We start from the raw sequence: 17,541 nt of genomic DNA on the forward strand, positions 1-17,541 counted from the left end.
CGGGTCCGGCGCGGTCGGCGCTGTTTCCGGGGCCGCCGCCCGGGTAGCCGTCGCCTTACTGAACCCTGGACCCATTCGCGCCGCTGCCGGACGCGAGACCAGTGAGAAGAGAGCAGCGATGGCGGACCGTTCGGAGGCGCTGTCCGGCCTTCCCACGATGGGCGTGGAGGAGGAGTTCCTGCTCCTGGACGACCGGGGGCACCTGGCCGGGGAGAGCCCCGAGGTGCTCGCCCTCGCCGCGGACGGCGCGAGCGCGTTCCAACACGAGCTGACCCGCTACCAGGTCGAGTCGGCCAGCACCGTGGTCGGGGACTCCCACACCCTCCTGCGGGAGCTGCGGCTCTCGCGCGAACGGCTGTCACGCGCCGCCGCGGCCAAGGGGCTGCGCCTGGTGGCGGTCGGTACTCCGCTTCTCCGCGAGACCGCCCCGCCGGCCCTGAGCCCCGTCTCGCGCTACGCGCGCATGCGCGACGAGCTGGGTCCGGCGCTGCTGGAGTCGACGAGCACCTGCGGATGCCACGTGCACATCGCGGTCCCCGACCTGGCCTCGGGCCTGCGGGCCGCCAACCACCTGCGGCCATGGCTTCCCGCGCTGCTCGCCCTCACCGCGAACTCGCCCTACTCCGACGGCCGCGACACCGGCTACGCCAGTTGGCGGTACATCCGCTGGTCCCGACAGCCCGCGGCGTCCGCGCAGCCGTTCTTCGCCGACGAGCGCGAGTACAGGGAGAGCGTCGAGGCGCTGCTGGCGTCGGGGGCGGTGCTGGACAAGGGGATGCTCTACTGGGACGCGCGCCCCTCCGAGGTGTACCCCACCCTGGAGGTCCGGGTGAGCGACGTGGCCGCCACCGCGGAGGAGGCGGTGCTGCTGGCGGTGCTCGTGCGCGGGCTCGTCACCACGTTCCTGGCCGACGCCGCGCTGGGCCTCCCTCCGCCGTGCCTGCGGCTGGAGGTGCTGCGCGCCCACATGTGGCGCGCCGCCCGCGACGGCCTGGACGGCCGGTGCCTGGACCCGGCGACGGGGCGGCCCGGGGACGCCCGCGAGGTTCTCCCGGCACTCGTGGACCGGGTCCGTCCGGTGCTGGAGCGGTCGGGCGACCTGCGCTTCGTCGAGTCGATGCTCGGGCTGCTGTACACGACGGGCAGCGGCGCGCGGCGCCAGCGCGAACTGCGCGCCCGGTGCGCGGGGACCGGCGAGTTCGTGGACCGCCTCGCCGAGACCACGGTGGGCGGGCCGTTCCACACCGCGCACGGCGGCTCCCCCGTCGGGTGAGCGTCCCGCCTCGGGGTCAGGACCGCCCGCGGACCGGCTCCAGCTCGGTCTCGTCGACGACGCGGCGCAGCCCGGCGAGCCCTTCGGGCGCGGCCTGAGCGAAAAGGCGGACGAGCCACTCCCCGTCCAGCGCGGTCGCGGCGACCCAGGAGTGCGCGGTGGTGAGCACGGTGAACGGCCGCGGGACGCCGTCCAGGGCGATGTCCAGGCCGGACCAGGCCGCCTCGGCCGCGGGCGACGGGTCGGACCAGTCGGCCGCCCCCCGGGCGCGGCGCTGCATGAAGTCGCGTTCGGCGCAGAAGGCCCGCAGATGGCGCGCGTCGGGAGCCGCCCCGGCGTCCCAGCGCCGGGTGGCGACCTCCAGGTCGAGGACGGCCTCCGACGAACGCCATCCGAAGTCCACGACGACCTTGTCGGGCAGCGTGTGGCCGGGGCGTACGGTGGCGGCGCTGAGGCGTCCGCGCCCGCCGCGCCCCAGCGGCGCGAAGACGGGGACGGCGGCGACCAGTTCGGCCACTGACGCGGGTTCGGGGTTGCTCACGCCCCAGAGCCTAGTGTCGCGCGTCCGGGGTCCGCCGGGGGCACCCGGGACCGGGCCGCGAGAAGGCGTCCGGCTCCCGGCCCCCGCGGGGGTCCTGCTCGATGGTCGTGACGCCGGCGTTCCACTTCGTCCGTTTCACGCGGTTTCCATTGATGATCTTGCTGTTTCCCCCTGAAACCAAGGTTTTTCGGGGGAGAACAGCAAGATCACCGGACATTCGAGGGCCGGTTCCGCCTCATCCGGAATGATCACGGGCTTTCCGCCCTTCCAGACCCCGAAACGGGCAGAAAGCTCAAGACCGCCAATGAAACCACCGGTGCGCGAACCACCCCGGCGCCAGAGGCTCCCTAGCCGTCGAAGTCCATCGACTCGGCGTTCTCGGCGCGGCGCGCGAACACCTGGTCCTTCATGTCGTTCATGGTCTTGAGGACCTTCTTGCGCTCGCGCGCGGAGAGCCGGTCGATGTAGAGGCGGCCCAGCGTGTGGTCGGTCTCGTGCTGCAGGCAGCGGGCGAAGTAGCCGGTGCCCTCCACGGTCACGGGCCTGCCGTCCACGTCCGCCCCGGTGACCCGGGCGCGCGGGGCGCGTGCCAGGTCCGCGTGCGGGCCCGGCACCGACAGGCAGCCCTCGCTCTCCACGGTGACGCCCTCGTCCTCGGTCCCCTCGGTCTCCAGGACCGGGTTGACGACGTGGCCCACGTGCCGCACCCCGTCGTCGTCGCGGCAGTCGTAGACGAACAGCCGGAGGTCCACGTCCACCTGGTTGGCGGCCAGGCCGACGCCCTCGGCGACGTACATGGTGCGGAACATGTCGTCGACGAGCGCGCGCAGTCCGGGGGTGCCGAACTCGGTGACCTCGGCGTTGCGCCGGTGCAGCACGTCCTCGCCCACGACGGTGACCCGCAGGGCCCTCCCCCGCTCGGCCTCCGGGGCCCATTCGGGGTAGGAGTCGACGGGCTCGCCCTGGACCCACACCCGGGCGTCGATCGGCGGCTCGGACACGTGCTGCTCGGACATCACTTCGCTCGTCTTTCCAAATGGTTCGGTGGCCGCCCCGGGACGGACTCGGGTCCGGGCACGACCCTTGAAAGGTACCAGCGGACGAGGACCGGCCCCCCGCCCGACCCCTCCGCGCCGCCCCGGCCGCGGCGCTCCCAAGCCCCCTGGCGGCACGGAAACCCGTCTGTTGGGCGTATCGTCTGCGTATGTGCGTCGGAACACAAAGACGACGTGGCGACATGCCATCACAGACAGCCAGCGTCCCTCCCCTTCCGCGGCGGGCGGTCATGCGCGCGTGCGGCGAGGGCCCGGGTGACGCCCGTGCGTGAGCCGTGGACTCCTTCCGACGACCCGGCGCTTCCCTCCGGTGGAACGGAGATCCTGGCCCAGAGCCTGCGCGAGACGCTGGAGGGCCTCGGGGTCTTCGCGGGCGGCATCTACCTGGTGTCCCCCGACGAGCCGACCCTCGTGCTGACGATGCTGGCGGGCTGGCCCCGGGACTTCGTCAAGCCCTGGGAACGCATGAGCCTGTCCTACCCGGGGCCCGTCTCCGACACGCTGCGCAACGACAGCCCCACCTGGGTCCGGGACTCCAAGGAGTGGGTGCGCCGGTACCCGCACACCGCCGTGGCGATGCCGTACGAGTTCGCGATCGCCGCCTTCCCCGTCTCCGACGACACCACCGACTACGGGGTGCTGTTCGCCCTGTGGCCGGGCGCGCAGCCCGAGAAGCTCTCCCCCCACGACCACGACCACCTCCAGAAGTGCGCCGACCTGCTGGCGCGGCGTCTGGGCGCGGCCCCCGAACCGGTCCGCCCCGGCCCCGGACCGCTGTTCCTGCGCCCGGCCTTCGACGGCTCGGCCGAGGCGTTCGCGGCCCGGCTCCCCGAAGGGCTGTGCGCCCTGGACCTGCAGGGCCACCTCACCGTCGTCAACCCCGCGGGGGCCGAGCTGCTCGGCGAGAGCGCCGAGCGGCTGGTGGGAACCCACCCGTGGCGGGTGCTGCCCTGGCTGAACGACCCGGCGTACGAGGACCAGTACCGGGCCGCGGTGATCAGCCAGAAGCCCACCTCGTTCGTGGCGCTGCGCCCGCCCGACCAGTGGCTGTCGTTTCGGCTGCACCCCGATCCGACCGGGATCACCGTGCGCATCGCCCCGGCCCGGCCCGCGCACGACGGACCGGCGGCCCCGGCCGACGACGCCGGGACCGACGCCCTCCCGGTCGAACCCGTCCGGCTCGGGGCGATCTACCACGTCGTGCAGCTCGCCGCCACACTCACCGCCGCGGTGGGGGTGCGGGACGTGGTGGACCTGGTCGCCGACCAGATCATGCCCGCCTTCGGCGGACAGGCCCTGGCGCTGCTGACCGCCGAGGACGGACGGCTGCGCGTCGCGGGCTCGCGCGGCTACCCGCCGCACGCCGTGCGGGCGCTGGACCGGACTCCGCTGACCGCGCAGACCCCGGGGATCAAGACGCTGCTGGCCGGCGTGCCGAGCTTCTTCGAGTCGGCCGGGGAGCTGTACGAGGCCTATCCGCTGACGGGTTCGTCGTCCGGATCGGTCCTGCGCGGCACCATGTCGGCGTGGGCGTTCCTGCCGCTGATCGCCTCGGGCAAGCCGGTCGGCGTGTGCGTGCTGGCCTTCGAGCAGCCGCACGTGTTCACCCCGGAGGACCGCAACGTGCTCACCTCCCTGGGCGGACTGATCGCCCAGGCCCTGGAGCGCGCGCGCCTGTACGACTCCACCAACGAGCTGGCCCGCGGTCTCCAGTCCGCCCTGCTGCCCCACGCGCTGCCCCGCGTCCCCGGCCTGAACGCCGCCGCGCGCTACCTGCCGGGCACCAAGGGCATGGACATCGGCGGCGACTTCTACGACCTGATCCCGCTGGGCGAAGGCGCGATCGCCGCCGTGATCGGCGACGTCCAGGGCCACAACGTCACGGCCGCCGCGCTCATGGGCCAGGCGCGCACCGCGGTGCGCGCCTACGCCGCCACCTCCGACGGCGACCCCGGGCAGGTCCTGGAGCGCGTCAACCGGCTCCTGACCGAACTGGACACCGGGCTCTTCGCCAGCTGCGTCTACCTGCACCTGGACCTGGCCGGCGGCGAGGCCCGCATCGCCCGCGCGGGGCACCCCCAGCCGCTCCTGCGCCACCCCGACGGCCGCACCGAGGTCCTGGACATCCCCGGCGGCCTCGTGCTGGGCGTCGAGGCCGACGCCCGGTACCCACACGTGCGGATCCCGCTGCCTCCCGACTCCGTCCTGGCCCTGTACACCGACGGGCTCATCGAGAAGCCCGGCATCGACCTGGACGACGCGCTGGCCGAACTGGCGGAGCGGCTCGCGCTCTTCGGCGACCAGTCCCTGGAGGGGCTCGCCGACATCCTGGCCCGTCCCGCCCGCCTGGCCGGGCACCGCGCCGACGACGTCGCGGTGCTTCTGCTGCGCCCCACCGCGGCCCGCCCCTGAGCCGCGGCCCCGGTCCGTCCCGCCACGGAGACGCGCATCACACAGGTGGGATCATCGGTTCTCGGAAGAGAGGACGTCGAACAGGGGTTTCCCTACCGTGCCCTCTCTCACCACCGCCCCACGCCCCCCGTCGGCCGCCCTGGCCGTGCTCGCCCTCGCCATCGGCGGGTTCGGCATCGGAACCACCGAGTTCGTGGCCATGGGCATCCTGCCCGAGGTCGCCGCGGACTTCGACGCGTCGATCCCCGCCGCCGGATACATGATCTCCGGATACGCCCTGGGCGTGGTGGTGGGCGCACCGCTGCTGACCGCGCTCGGCGCGCGCGTCGACCGCAAGGCTCTGCTGATCGCGCTGATGGCGATGTTCACCCTCGGCAACGTCGCCGCGGCCCTCGCGCCCACCTTCTCGACCCTGATGGCCGCCCGCGTGTTCACCGGCCTGCCGCACGGCACCTTCTTCGGCATCGGTTCGGTGGTGGCGGCCGGGCTGGTCCCCGCCCACAAGCGCGCCCAGGCCATCTCCATGATGATGGTGGGGTTGAGCGTCGCCAACATCATCGGGGTCCCGCTGGCGACCGCGGCCGCCCAGACCGTCGGCTGGCGCAGCACCTACTGGATGGTGACCGCCGTGGGCCTGGTGACGCTCGTCGCGCTGGCCGCGTTCGTGCCCCGCACCCCCACCTCGCCGCACACCACGATGCGCTCGGAGCTGGGCGCCCTCAAGCGCCCCCAGGTGTGGCTGGCGCTGGCCACCGGCGCGGTCGGCTTCGGCGGCATGTTCGCCTCCTACAGCTACATCGCGCCGATGATGACCGAGGTCGCCGGGCTGGAGGCCGCGGCGGTGCCCCTGGTGCTCGCCGTGTACGGCGTGGGCATGACCGCGGGCAACCTGCTGGGCGGGCGGCTCGCCGACTACCGGCTGATGGCCAGCATGTACGGGTCGCTGGCGGCGATCATCGTCCTGCTCGCCCTCTTCTTCGTCACCGCGCACCACCCCGTCACGGCGGTGGCCACGGTGTTCGGCGTGGGCCTGGCGGGAAGCGCGCTCGTCCCCGCCCTGCAGACCCGGCTGATCGACGTGGCCCCGGGCGCGCCGTCCCTGGCCGCGGCCCTGAACCACTCGGCGCTGAACCTGGCCAACGCCTCGGGCGCGTGGCTGGGCGGCCTGGTGATCGCCGCCGGGTACGGCTACACCTCGCCCAACCTGGTGGGCGCGGTCCTGGCGGTGCTGGGGCTGGGGCTGATCGTCGCCTCGGGCCTGCTGGACCGGCGCGCCCCCGCCGCGGCCGGCCCCCGCGCACCGGTCCCGTCCGCCGCCCCGTAGTGCCCGGTCCCGAGGCGCGGCCTACGACCGGGCCTCCCCTCCGGGGAAGCTCCGCGCGTCGTCGTCGTGGTCGGGGTCGTGGCGGGTCGGCTCGGCGGGCAGGGTGTAGCGCTCGTCCACCAGCCGCGCGACCTCGTCCCGGCTGTCGGCGGCTGCGCGGTCCTCGTCGTCCTCGACCCCGCGCACCAGGTCGGCGAGCTCGGCGTCGCCCACCGCCTCGCGCAGCCACCGCGAGTAGTCGTGGCGGCGCAGGTGGTGCGTCCAGGTGTCGTCGTCCACCCCGTCCGCCAGTTCGAGGAACGAGTGCAGGTTGCGGGCGCGCAGCCGCAGCCGCCCCTCCGGGCCGGTGAAGTAGAAGCTCTTGTCCGGGGACATGGTGCCCGTGGCGTACTTGCGGCGGTGCCGGGTCCGGTGCGCCTCCCCCGGCGCCAGGAGGACCCTTTCCGCCTTCTCCTCCCCGACCCGCCACACGGCGATGTCCGAGACGATGGAGCCCTGCCTCTCGTCGGTCCCGGGCGCCTCGCCCAGCGCGGGCGCCGTCCTGCCCGTGGCCGAGGCGAACGCGTCCAGGGTGTCGCCGGGCTCGTCGCCGACCGCGACGACGGTGTCGACCAGCTCCAGCGCCAGCGGGCTCAGCGTCTCGGGGTGCACGGTGACCATCATCAGGCTGCCCACGTCCGTCGGGACGCCGACCGGCAGCTGCGCCAGTTCCACCGGCATCAGGTGGTGGGCCTCGTCCACCACGACCCAGTCGGGGTGGCCGAGTTCGGCGCGCAACCCCACCAGCCTGGGCAGCAGGTCGGCGAAGAACGCGGGCCGGTCCCGCAGCGGGACCGCGAGCAGGTTCACGGCCACGCTCTGGCCCGGGTCGCGCAGCGCCCCCAGCACCTCGTCGACCGACGGCCCCCGCGTGGGGTCGCCGAACACCGTCACCCCGCCGAAGTCCGCGTAGTCGCCCTCGGGGTCGATCACGCAGTACTGGTACCCGGCCTCGCCCAGCCGCTCCAGCAGCGCGGTGGCGGCCGTGGACTTGCCGCTTCCCGAGGGTCCCGCCACCACCACCGACGTTCCGTACGGCGCGATCGCGGACGGCCGCTCCCCCGCCGTGCCGAAGTGCAGGTCGTGGCGGCTCGTGGACACCTCGGCCAGATCGGACTCCAGCAGCGAGGCGGCCAGCGCCGCCACGCCCCGTCCGCGCGGCTCGGTGAGCACCAGGTCGCTGTGCTCCTTGACCGAGTCCAGGGCGTTGGCCACGGCCACCGCGCACTCGCACATGGACAGCATCGCGTGGTCGTTCTCGGCGTCTCCCACGGCGACCGTCGAGTGCGGCGACATCTCCAGGCGGCGCAGCGCCTCGGCGAGCCCGGACGCCTTGTTCACCCCCGGCGGCAGCACCATCACCGCGCCCTTGTTGTACACCACCTGCATCTCCATGCCCAGCTCGCGGATCGCGTCCAGGACCGCGCGGTCGTGCGGTTCGCGGGTGGCGACGATCACCGAGCCCACCCCCAGCGGCCGCACGCCCTGGGCGCGCAGCCGCTCCACGAACGCCTCGGGCGGCGCGTCGGCGAGCGGTCTGCGGTCGCGCCGCGCGGGGTCGTACACGACGCCCCCGTTCTCGGCCACGACCATGTCGAACAGGTCGACGTGCGTGAACACCCGCAGCAGGTCGTCGAGTTCCCGCCCCGTGACCAGGACCAGGCGCCGACCGGAGCGCGACAGGCGCTCCAGCGCGGTCACGGTCTCCTCCTCCACCCGCCCCTCGTGCGCGATCGTCTCGTCGAAGTCGCAGGCCAGCACGTGGTACCGCATCCCTCACCTCCAGCGCGGCCGCGGGCGCGGCCTCTCCCGCCCAGCCACTGACCCGGCGCGGCCGTTTCACACGTTCGGCGGGACGCTAGCGCCGGGCGTGGCGGATCCGGCGGCCCAGGAGCGCGGCGGCCAGCAGGGCGGCGCCGCCCGCCAGGACCAGGGGTGCGCGACCCTCCCCGGGAGCGGGGTGGCGCCTTTCACAGGGCGCGCGAAACCCCCTCCGACACGGCGGTTACGCGGACGTGTGGCAGGTCACGGTTTCAGCACTCCGCGACCCGGACTAATCTCGCTGGTCAGGGGGTTCAACCTCGCGTAGCCCCCAGGTCGCGTCCGTCCGTGCGTCCCGTCTCCACGATCGCCGGGCGGAACCCCTGCCACGTCGGCACCACCCCGGTCTCCCCGGGGTGCGTCTTCCGGACCGCTCCCGGATTCGTGGGCGATCGTCCACGCGGTTCTCCGCGAGACAGTCCGCGAAGAACACCCGGTCTCGTCCGTTCGGGCGGTCCGGCGCAACGAACCGGGAGACACCTCCCGGAGCGGTCCACGCGGATCGCCGACGGTCACCTGGACCAGGCCCCTGAGCCGGGCCACAACCCCTGCGCCCCGCGGTGTGACATGCCGGAGCGCTTTTCCCGCCCTGTCGTCTCCTTCGACATGCCCACGGAGTATGCAGTTGTCCCTCACCGCCCTGCGCCCGCGTCCGTCCGCCGCGCGCACCGCTTCCGCCGCTCCGGCCCCCGGGCGCAAGCCCCGTTCGTCGGTCGTGCTGCTGGTGTTCGTGCTCGGTCTGCTCTCGGCCACCAGTTCGCTGGCCACCGACCTGTACCTGCCCGCCTTTCCCAGCATCGCCGCCGACCTGGGCGCCACCCAGTCCCAGGTCCAGCTGACCCTGACCGCGATCATGATCGGCCTGGCCGTGGGCCAGCTCGCGATCGGCCCCATGAGCGACCGCTGGGGGCGGCGCGGCCCGCTGCTCGTCGGCGTCGCCGTGTTCACCCTGTCCTCGCTGGCGTGCGCCGTGGCCCCGTCCGTCGAGGCGCTCAGCGTGCTGCGGTTCGTCCAGGGACTGGCCGCCGCCGCGGGCGCGGTGATCTCCCGCGCGGTGGTGCGCGACACCTTCGACGGCGACGACGGCGCCCGCTTCTTCTCCCGCCTGGTGCTGCTCGTGGGCCTGGCCCCGATGCTGGGCCCGATGCTGGGCGGGCAGCTGCTGCTGGTGGGGTCGTGGCGGCTGATCTTCGTCGCGCTCGCCGTGGCGGGCCTGGTGAACCTGGCGTTCGTGTTCTTCGGGCTGCCCGAGACCCTCTCCCGCGAGCAGCGCGGACAGCGCGGACAGCGGGGCCGCGGGTCCCTGCGCGTCCTGGTCCGCCTGCTGCTCGACGTCCGTTTCATCGCCCCGTCCCTGATCATGGCGCTGAGCTTCGCCATGACGTTCACCTACATCTCCGCGTTCTCCTTCGTCTCCCACGACGAGTTCGGCACCACCCCCCAGCAGTTCAGCCTCATCTTCGGGGTCAACTCCCTGGGCATGGTCCTGGGGAACCAGGTCAACGCCGCGCTCATCGGCAGGATGGACACCTCCCGCCGCCTCCTGGCCGGCCTGGTCGGCAGCCTCGCCTCCGTCGGGGTACTGGCGGCGCTCGCCCTGACCGGCGGAGCGAGCCTGGTCTCGGTCACCGCCGTGCTGTTCGTGATGATGTTCTGCACCGGCCTGATCTCGCCCAACGCCACCACCCTGGCGATCGCCGGCCAGCCCGCGTCGGTGGCGGGCGCCGGGTCCGCGCTCCTGGGCACCCTGCAGTTCGCGATCGGCGGCGGCCTCGCGGCGGTCACCGGCATGGGTGAGGGCGGCCAGGCCAGCATCGTCAGCATGTCCGGGGTGATGCTCGCCACCGCGGCGGCGGCCCTGGCCGTGTTCGTCGTCCAGGCGTACCTGGGCTCGGCCCGCCGCTCCGCGCGGGTCTGACGGCGGGCCTCCCGTCCGTCAGCCCCGCGCCGGTTCCGGCCCCGCGGTGAACACCGCCTGCACCACGTGGCGGCGGTGCCGGGCCACCTCGGTCATCAGGCGCGGCGCCTCGCTCAGCGGCACCACATCGGTGACCAGGTGCTCGCGCACCCGGTCCCCCTTCGCCACCAGCAGCTCCACGGTCTCCACCGAGAGACGCTCCCTGTCCCACAGGTGCGCCATCCCGCGCGGCACCCTGCCGATCTGGGCGCACCGGATGGCCAGCCCGTTGTGGTGGAACTCCTCCCCCAGGCGCACCGACGCGGCCGCGTCGGTGTAGAACGCCAGGTCGATCACCGCCCCCTGCGGCCGCAGCACGCGCAGTGCCGCGGCCAGGAAGCGCGACCGGCCCCGGCACTGGAAGACCACGTCGGCCCCGTGGTCGCCCGCCCCGTGCCGCCAGCGCTCCTTGAGCACCGGCGCCGCGTCACCGGCGTCCATGTCCAGGGTGTCCAGCCCCAGCCGGCGGCACACCTCCAGGCGCTCGGGGGTGGCGTCCAGCACGACGACCTCGGCGGCGCCGTGGTGGACGGCGAACAGCGCGGTCAGCACCCCGACCACGCCCGCGCCCAGTACCGCGACCCGCCGCCCGGCCACACCGTCGCCCAGCGCCCGCACATCGGGGCCGCACACCTCGGCGGCGGCGTGCAGGAGTCCGTTCGCGCAGATCGGCCCCATGTGGGCGACGTACACGCCCAGCAGCGGGTCCAGGTCGTCGCCCAGCACCACGAACCGGTCGACGCGGGGGTCGGCCACGTACCCGGTCCGGTGCCCGTACGCCATCGCCACGGTCTCGCCCTCGGCCACAGCGCGGGTGCGCGTGCGCACCACCCGTCCCACCTGCATGTACCCCAGTCGCCGGACCGGGTACACGGGGGTCCGGGGCTCCCCGGTGAACAGGCCCAGGCCGCCGTCCCAGCCCCCGGTCAGCGCCGGGTTGGTGCCGTTCAGGAACGTCAGCTCCGTCCCCGCGGACAGCCCGCTGTACATCGTCCGCACCTCGAAGCGGCCCTCTCCCAGCGGCGGAGCCTCCTCCCGGACCAGTTCGACCCGCCCCGGCCCGGTCACCCACAGCGCCTCGTACCCGCCCCCGCCGCTCACTCCGCCCTCACCTCGACCGGACCGCCCGTGGCCGCCGACTCCGCGATGGCGCACGCCACCCGATGGGTGCGCAGCGCCTCGGCGTAGTCGGTGCGCACGTCCGAGCCCACCCCGCGCACCGCGTCCACGAACGCCCGGTCCACCCGCGTCCTGGCGTCCCCCGTGTCCGCGACGTGCTCGGGGTCCGCGCCGGTGTACACGTCCAGCCGCTCCTCCGACACCTCCAGGACCATGCCCTGGGCGTACACCTCCAGGCCCGCGCGGTGCTTCCACGCCAGCAGGCAGGTCGCGGCCAGGCTGCCCACCGCCCCGTCCGCGAAGCGCAGGGCCGCGGTCGTGGCGGCGGCCACATCCGCGTCCGGCACTCCCGCCGCCTTGGCCGCGGACTCCAGCGCCCACACCTCCACCACCTCGCCCGCCAGCAGCCGCGCGGTGTCGATGACGTGCGCGGCTTGCTCGACGATCTGCCCGCCCGAACCGTCCAGGCGCGCCCACCAGCCCACCGGCGGGACCTTGTCCAGCCAGTACCCCAGCACCATGCGCACGCCGCGCCCCTCCAGCAGCTCACGGGCCCGCTCGATACCGCTCAGGTACCGCCACTGGTGGCCGACCGCGGTCAGGAGGCCCCGCTCGCGGACCCCCGCCGCGATGTCCTCGGCCAGCGCGAGGTCCAGAGCCAGGGGCTTCTCCACGAAGAACGGCAGCCCCGCCTCCAGCGCGGCCTTCTCCGGCGCCCCGTGCGCGAACGGCGGCACGCAGATGTACACCGCGTCCAGTGCCTCTCCCGACAGCATCGCGAGGTGGTCCGGGTAGGCGCGTGCCCCCAGACGCCCGGCCAGCGCCCCGGCGCGCAGCGGATCGGTGTCGGCGACCGCCGCCACGCGCACGTCCCCGAACCCCGCCAGCACCCCCGCGTGCCGCGCCGCGACGCCGCCCGCGCCGATGATCCCGACCGCGCACTCGCTTTCCACGCGCGACCCACTGCCGCGAAGGAACCGGATTAAACCGGCTGCTTGATGTTCATAACGGATGTTCCCGGTTAGGGGGGCGCGCGTACGACCAGCGGCGGAACGGTCCGTTACGCCGCCTGGCCGCCCAGCGCACCCGCGCGACGGCCCGGCTCCTGCCGCAACCGAAGGAGTTGCTGATGATGCCGACCCGCACCCGCCAGTGGATGTCCCGGAACACCGGTTCGCACCTGGACTGGCCCGCCGAACGCGCCCTGGCGCACAAGGGCGCCGAGACCGTCAGCGTCGTCCTTCCCGCCAAGGACGAGCAGGAGACCGTCGGCGCGATCGTCGAGGCCATCAGGAAGCCGCTCGTGGAACGCCTGCCACTGGTCGACGAGATCGTGGTCATCGACTCCCGTTCCGGCGACGGCACCGCCGTCACCGCCCGCGAGGCCGGAGCCCTCGTCTACCACCAGGACGACATTCTCCCCGACCTGCCCGGCCTGTGGGGCAAGGGCGAGGCCCTGTGGAAGTCCCTGGCCGTGACCACCGGGGACGTCGTCGTCTTCGTCGACGCCGACATCCGCAACTTCGGCCCGCACTTCATCACCGGCCTCGTCGGGCCGCTCCTGGCCGATCCGGACATGGGCTACGTCAAGGGCTGCTACAGCCGTCCCCTCCTCGAGGAGGGCTCCGTCGCCCCCGCGGACGGGGGGCGCGTCACCGAGCTGGTGGCCCGCCCGCTGCTCAACATGTGCTGGCCGCACCTGTCGGGTTTCGTGCAACCGCTGGCCGGCGAGTACGCCGGGCGCCGCGCCGTCCTGGAGGCGGTCCCCTTCGTGTGCGGGTACGGCGTGGAGTTCGCCCTCCTGGTCGACCTCGCCGACCTCCTGGGCGTGGACCGCATGGCCCAGACCGACCTGGGCGTGCGCGAGCACTCCCACCAGTCCACGGCGGCGCTGGGCCGCATGTCCGGGCAGATCATCAACACCGCGTGGTCCCGCCTGCACCGGCACGGCCTGGCCACCGCCGCCCGGCCGCCCGCCACCGGGCTCACCCAGTTCGTCCAGACCCCCGTCGGCTACCACGCGCTGGACTGGGACGTGGACGTGCCCGAGAGGCCTCCGATGCGGCAGGTCGCGCATGCCCGGAGCGCGCAGTTCCCGCCCGGACGGGTCCAGCGGTGAGCGTCCTGAGCGTCCTGGTCAACGTCGGCCCCTGGCTGCCCGTACCCCCCACCGGCTACGGCGGGATCGAGAACGTGGTGGCCGCGCTGATCCCCCAGCTGCGCGAGAGGGGGGCGCGGGTGATCCTGGCCGGGACGGGGTCCTCGTCGATACCCGCGGACGAGTACGTCTCGGTGTTCCCCGACGGCCAGTTCGAGCACATCCAGGCCCCGTACAACCAGGCGGCGGGCATCGCCCACGCCCACATGCAGGCCGTCCTGGAGCGGCTGCGCCGCCACGGCGACGTCGACCTGGTGCACGACCACATGGAGGTCGTGGGCGCCTCCGTCCTCGGCGCCGCCGGAACGGCCGTGCCGCCGGTCCTGCACACCCTGCACTGGGACCTGTGCAAGCACCCGCACTTCTACAACGGCTTCGACGGACGGGGGCGGCTCTTCGTCAACGGTGTATCGGAGTCCCAGCTGCGGCGCGCCCCGGCCCGGCTGCGCGCGCACAGCGTGGGCCACGTCCACCTGTCCACGCCCCTGGCCGTGGACGCCGACCGGCGCCGGGGCCCCGAGCGCCGCGAGGGCTTCGTCGTGGTCGGGCGGATCACCGCGGCCAAGGGCACCCACATCGCGGCGCGCGCGTGCCGCCGGCAGGGCCTGCCGCTGCTGCTGGCCGGCCCCGTCAACGGGTTGGACTCCCCCGAGGCCCTCGACAAGGTGCTCTCGGACCCCGACGACCCGCGCCACGGGGCGCCCGACGTGCGCTACTACGCCGAGCACGTCGCGCCCCACGTCGACGGCGACCTGGTGCGCTGGATCGGCACCGTGGCGGGGCCCCGGCTCCGGTCCCTGCTGGAGAACGCGCGTGCCGCGCTGTTCCCGGTGCAGTGGGCCGAGCCCGGCGGCACCGCGGTGGTGGAGGCGCTGGCGTGCGGCGCCCCGGTCGTCGCGCTGTCGCGCGGCTGCCTGCCCGAACTCGTCGAGCACGGCCGGACGGGCCTGCTCACCGAGACCGACGACGGCTTCGAGGCGCTGCTGCGGCGCGTCGCGGAGATCGACCCCGCGCAGTGCCGTGCCGAGGCCGCGGCGCGGTTCACCCCCCGCGCGATGACCGAGCGCTACCTCGACCTGTACGAGGAGACCCTCAGGCGCGCACGGCGCGCGTAGACCCGTGGTGCCTCCTCCGGTGATCTTGACCTTTTCGGGGTCTCGGAGACGGTTGAGACCCCGAAAAGGTCAAGATCACCGAGGGAAAGGCGTTCCGGCGCGGCGCTCGGCCGGTCAGCGGAACCAGTCGTTGTCCTGGCCCAGGCAGCGTGCCAGGTAGTCGCGCAGGGACACCACGGCGAGCCTCCGTTCGTCGGTCTCGTGGTCCCACTTGACGATCCCCGGGCCGTATCCGGTGTGGACGTAGGCGAACTGGGGTCCCATGTCGCTGTCGCCGAAGAACATCAGGTCATCGAACGGCGCGTACAGCTCATGGTGGTCCGGCTCCGCGCGGATCGCGAGGTTGTCCTCGACGATGCGCTCGGCGGGCCAGACCACGGCGTCGCCGTACTCGTTGTGGACCCCGTTGGTCTCGCGCAGCAGCTCCACCAGCTCCGGGGGGACCGGCAGGCCCAGGTTCTCCTCGATCCGCCAGAACAGCGCCTCCTTGGCCGGCTCGGGGAATTCCGCGTCGGGATACAGTTCACCGATCAATAAACGCCACACCGTTGAATAATCACAGGTGCGCCCGGGTCACGGGAAATCGACGGGCCCGACGGACGCGAATCCGCGCCGATTTCTCCCGCCCGCAAAGGCGCGCGCGACTCCTCGTACCGCATCCGCCGTACTCCGGAAGCCGCTTCCCGGACGACGCGGCGCGCCCTCCGACGGTGCAGAGTGGTGGGTATGACACGAACCACGAGCCTTCGCCCTCCTCTGCCCGCAGGGGTGTCGCACCCGTGAGCACGCTGTGGATCGCGGTCGGACTGTCGGTGGCCTCGGCGGTGTGCTACGGCGGCGGCGCGGTCACCCAGCGCCGCCTGGCGGGGGCCGTCGGCGGGCACGGCACGCTTCGGCGCGCGGTGCCCGCCCTCTTGGAGCAGCGGCTGTGGTGGCTGTCGGTCGCGCTCAACGCCGCCGGCGCGGCTCTGCACGCGCTGGCACTGGTGTACGGAACCCTTGTCGTGGTGCAGCCGCTGGGCACGCTGGTCCTGGTGTTCGCCCTGCCGTGGTCGGCGTGGCTGGCCGCGCGCCGGGTGAGCGCGCGCGAGTGGCACGGCGTGGTCCTGACGGTGGGCGCGCTGAGCGTCATGCTCGTGGCCGCGGGCTCCGGACCGCAGGGGCACACCCTGTCCGACCAGGGCGGGCTGTGGCTGTCGCTGGCGGCGGCCGCGGCGGTGGGCGCGCTGGCGCTGGCCGGGGCCCGCGCGTCCGCCGCGGTACCGCGCGGCCTGCTGCTCGCGGCCGCCTCGGGGGTGGCCTTCGGCACGGCCTCGGCGCTGACCAAGGCGGTCCTGCACGCCGCCGCCGAGCAGGGGGTGTGGGCCCTGCTGGGATGGACCGGGCTGGGCCTGGTGGTGCTGGCCTGCGCCGGGGTGCTGCTGTCCCAGGCCGCGTACGCGCGCATGGACGTGGGCGCGCCGCTGGCCGTGATGACGCTGGCCAACCCGCTGGCGGCGGCCGCGGCGGGTGTGCTGTTCATGGGCGAGGGCTACGCGGGCGGCTCGTGGGGCGCGGGGGTGACGGTACTGGCCGCGATCGTTGCGGCGCGCGGCGTGTTCCTGCTGTGCGTGGTCCCCGAGGGCCCCGCCGCCCCGCCCGTGCGCCGTGGCGATCACCCCGGCGCGTCCTCCCGGCGGTCCTGACGTCCGCGGGGGCGCGGCTCCGGCCGGGCCCCCGGGGCGCCGCCCTCACACCAGTGCGGGCTCCACCAGGCTGTCAGCGGGGGGACGCTCACTGATGGCCGTCTCGCGCGGGTACGGCACGTACGCGCCGTCGGCGGTGTCGCCGCGCGCGTACTGCACGAGCGTGGTGGCGGCCGGGTCCCCTTCGACCAGCCGCCCCGACCGCACCAGGCGGGTGCGGGCGGTGTGCTGGATCTGCGCGGCCATCACCCCCAGGTCCGGCGTGGACTGGTTGGTGTGCTCGCGCACCCCCAGGTCCACCTGGGCGAGCGCGTCCAGGCCCTCGGCCTCCAGCAGGTCCACCAGCAGCCCCAGCTCCACCCCGTAGTGGGACACGAAGGGCATCCGGCGCAGCACGTCGGCGCGGCCCGCGTACTCCCCCGACAACGGCTGGACGAACCCCGCCAGGCTCGGCCAGTACTGGTTGAGCAGGGGGCGCGCCACCAGTTCGGTGACGCGCCCCCCGTTGAAGGCCTCCCCGGGGGACCCCTTCAGCGGCCGGTCGTAGCAGGCCTTGACGTAGGCCACGCCCGGGTCGGTGACCAGCGGGCCCAGCAGGCCCGTCACGTAGTCGGGGGTGAAGCTCAGCAGGTCCGCGTCGACGAACACCAGGATGTCGCCGGTGGCCACGAACAGCGACTTCCACAGCGCCTCGCCCTTGCCCTCCCCGCCCGCCAGGTCGGGCCGGACGGCGTCCTGGTGGTAGACGGTGGCGCCCGCCTCCGCCGCGACGCGGGCGGTGCCGTCGGTACTGCGCGAGTCGATGACCACGATCTCGTCCACCAGCGGCACGTCCTCGCACAGCGCGGTTCGGATGCTGGTGACGATCCGGCCCACGGTCGCGCTCTCGTCACGGGCCGGCAGGACCACGGTGACCCGCTGGTCCCGTTTGTCCCCGGCGAGGACGCCGGCGTCCCAGTCCCGCGCACGGCTGGTGCGCCGGTCGAGCCATGCCTCTACCTCTGGCAGCACGGTGCCTCCCTGAATCGGCTCTGGCGTGTCC

14 protein-coding genes are annotated in these 17,541 nt (G+C 73.9%); 7 read left to right on the forward strand and 7 right to left on the reverse strand.

Annotated elements, in window-relative coordinates; all coding sequences use genetic code 11:
* Positions 1-118 precede the first annotated feature (118 nt).
* Positions 119-1,273 (forward strand): carboxylate-amine ligase, encoded by a 1,155-nt coding sequence (locus EV190_RS20140; protein ID WP_208113259.1) that lies wholly within the window; start codon positions 119-121, stop codon positions 1,271-1,273.
* 16 nt (positions 1,274-1,289) lie between these two features.
* Here the strand turns inward: EV190_RS20140 and EV190_RS20145 are convergent, their stop codons facing one another.
* Positions 1,290-1,814 (reverse strand): hypothetical protein, encoded by a 525-nt coding sequence (locus tag EV190_RS20145; protein ID WP_243742691.1) that lies wholly within the window; start codon positions 1,812-1,814, stop codon positions 1,290-1,292.
* 347 nt (positions 1,815-2,161) lie between these two features.
* Positions 2,162-2,830 (reverse strand): peptide deformylase, encoded by a 669-nt coding sequence (def, locus tag EV190_RS20150; RefSeq protein ID WP_133743161.1) that lies wholly within the window; start codon positions 2,828-2,830, stop codon positions 2,162-2,164.
* Positions 2,831-3,133: 303 nt separating this feature from the next.
* Here def and EV190_RS20155 point away from each other — a divergent pair, with 303 nt between their 5' ends.
* Both EV190_RS20155 and EV190_RS20160 read left to right on the forward strand, forming a co-directional pair.
* Positions 3,134-5,281: a SpoIIE family protein phosphatase gene (locus EV190_RS20155; protein ID WP_243742692.1), complete on the forward strand. Its 2,148-nt coding sequence runs from the start codon at positions 3,134-3,136 to the stop codon at positions 5,279-5,281.
* Positions 5,282-5,378: 97 nt separating this feature from the next.
* The gene (locus EV190_RS20160) at positions 5,379-6,605 is read left to right on the forward strand and encodes an MFS transporter (RefSeq protein ID WP_243742693.1); all 1,227 of its coding nucleotides are present in this window, start codon (positions 5,379-5,381) and stop codon (positions 6,603-6,605) included.
* 21 nt (positions 6,606-6,626) lie between these two features.
* Here EV190_RS20160 and EV190_RS20165 read toward each other — a convergent pair whose 3' ends face one another.
* Positions 6,627-8,417 carry an HAD-IIB family hydrolase gene (locus EV190_RS20165; RefSeq protein WP_133743163.1) on the reverse strand — a complete coding sequence of 597 codons (1,791 nt, stop codon included), beginning with the start codon at positions 8,415-8,417 and terminating at the stop codon, positions 6,627-6,629.
* Between the two features lie 673 nt (positions 8,418-9,090).
* Here EV190_RS20165 and EV190_RS20170 point away from each other — a divergent pair.
* Positions 9,091-10,383, forward strand: a complete 1,293-nt coding sequence (locus tag EV190_RS20170; protein ID WP_394345541.1) for a multidrug effflux MFS transporter — start codon at positions 9,091-9,093, stop codon at positions 10,381-10,383.
* An 18-nt stretch (positions 10,384-10,401) separates the two neighbouring features.
* On the opposite strand, the gene EV190_RS20175 is transcribed toward EV190_RS20170, so the two are convergent.
* Positions 10,402-11,523, reverse strand: coding sequence for a zinc-dependent alcohol dehydrogenase (locus EV190_RS20175; RefSeq protein ID WP_243742694.1), 1,122 nt, complete (start codon positions 11,521-11,523; stop codon positions 10,402-10,404).
* Entirely contained in the window at positions 11,520-12,494 is a 975-nt protein-coding gene (locus EV190_RS20180) for a Gfo/Idh/MocA family protein (protein ID WP_133743165.1), read from the reverse strand. The genes EV190_RS20175 and EV190_RS20180 overlap by 4 nt, the downstream gene beginning before the upstream one ends.
* A 176-nt stretch (positions 12,495-12,670) precedes the next feature.
* Here EV190_RS20180 and EV190_RS20185 point away from each other — a divergent pair, with 176 nt between their 5' ends.
* Together EV190_RS20185 and EV190_RS20190 are read left to right on the forward strand one after the other, a co-directional pair.
* Positions 12,671-13,660, forward strand: coding sequence for a glucosyl-3-phosphoglycerate synthase (locus EV190_RS20185; RefSeq protein ID WP_133743166.1), 990 nt, complete (start codon positions 12,671-12,673; stop codon positions 13,658-13,660).
* Positions 13,657-14,814 (forward strand): glycosyltransferase, encoded by a 1,158-nt coding sequence (locus EV190_RS20190; RefSeq protein WP_243742695.1) that lies wholly within the window; start codon positions 13,657-13,659, stop codon positions 14,812-14,814. The genes EV190_RS20185 and EV190_RS20190 overlap by 4 nt, the downstream gene beginning before the upstream one ends.
* A 114-nt stretch (positions 14,815-14,928) precedes the next feature.
* Here the strand turns inward: EV190_RS20190 and EV190_RS20195 are convergent, their stop codons facing one another.
* Positions 14,929-15,360 (reverse strand): SMI1/KNR4 family protein, encoded by a 432-nt coding sequence (locus tag EV190_RS20195; protein ID WP_133743167.1) that lies wholly within the window; start codon positions 15,358-15,360, stop codon positions 14,929-14,931.
* A gap of 233 nt (positions 15,361-15,593) precedes the next feature.
* On the opposite strand from EV190_RS20195, the gene EV190_RS20200 reads away from it, so the two are divergent.
* A complete protein-coding gene (locus EV190_RS20200) occupies positions 15,594-16,499 on the forward strand; it encodes a DMT family transporter (RefSeq protein WP_133743168.1) in 906 nt (301 codons plus the stop codon).
* A 45-nt stretch (positions 16,500-16,544) separates the two neighbouring features.
* Here EV190_RS20200 and EV190_RS20205 read toward each other — a convergent pair whose 3' ends face one another.
* Complete coding sequence (locus tag EV190_RS20205) at positions 16,545-17,510, reverse strand: glucosyl-3-phosphoglycerate synthase (RefSeq protein ID WP_133743169.1); 966 nt, start codon at positions 17,508-17,510, stop codon at positions 16,545-16,547.
* Positions 17,511-17,541 lie beyond the last annotated feature (31 nt).

Source organism: Actinorugispora endophytica, assembly GCF_004363075.1.
Taxonomy (GTDB): Bacteria; Actinomycetota; Actinomycetes; order Streptosporangiales; family Streptosporangiaceae; genus Actinorugispora; species Actinorugispora endophytica.

Excerpts from the sequence above, each read along its gene's own strand:
- def (WP_133743161.1), bottom strand. The coding sequence starts at position 2,830 with ATGTCCGAGCAGCACGTGTCCGAGCCGCCGATCGACGCCCGGGTGTGG.
- EV190_RS20185 (WP_133743166.1), top strand. The coding sequence starts at position 12,671 with ATGATGCCGACCCGCACCCGCCAGTGGATGTCCCGGAACACCGGTTCG.
- EV190_RS20140 (WP_208113259.1), top strand. The coding sequence starts at position 119 with ATGGCGGACCGTTCGGAGGCGCTGTCCGGCCTTCCCACGATGGGCGTG.
- EV190_RS20165 (WP_133743163.1), bottom strand. The coding sequence starts at position 8,417 with ATGCGGTACCACGTGCTGGCCTGCGACTTCGACGAGACGATCGCGCAC.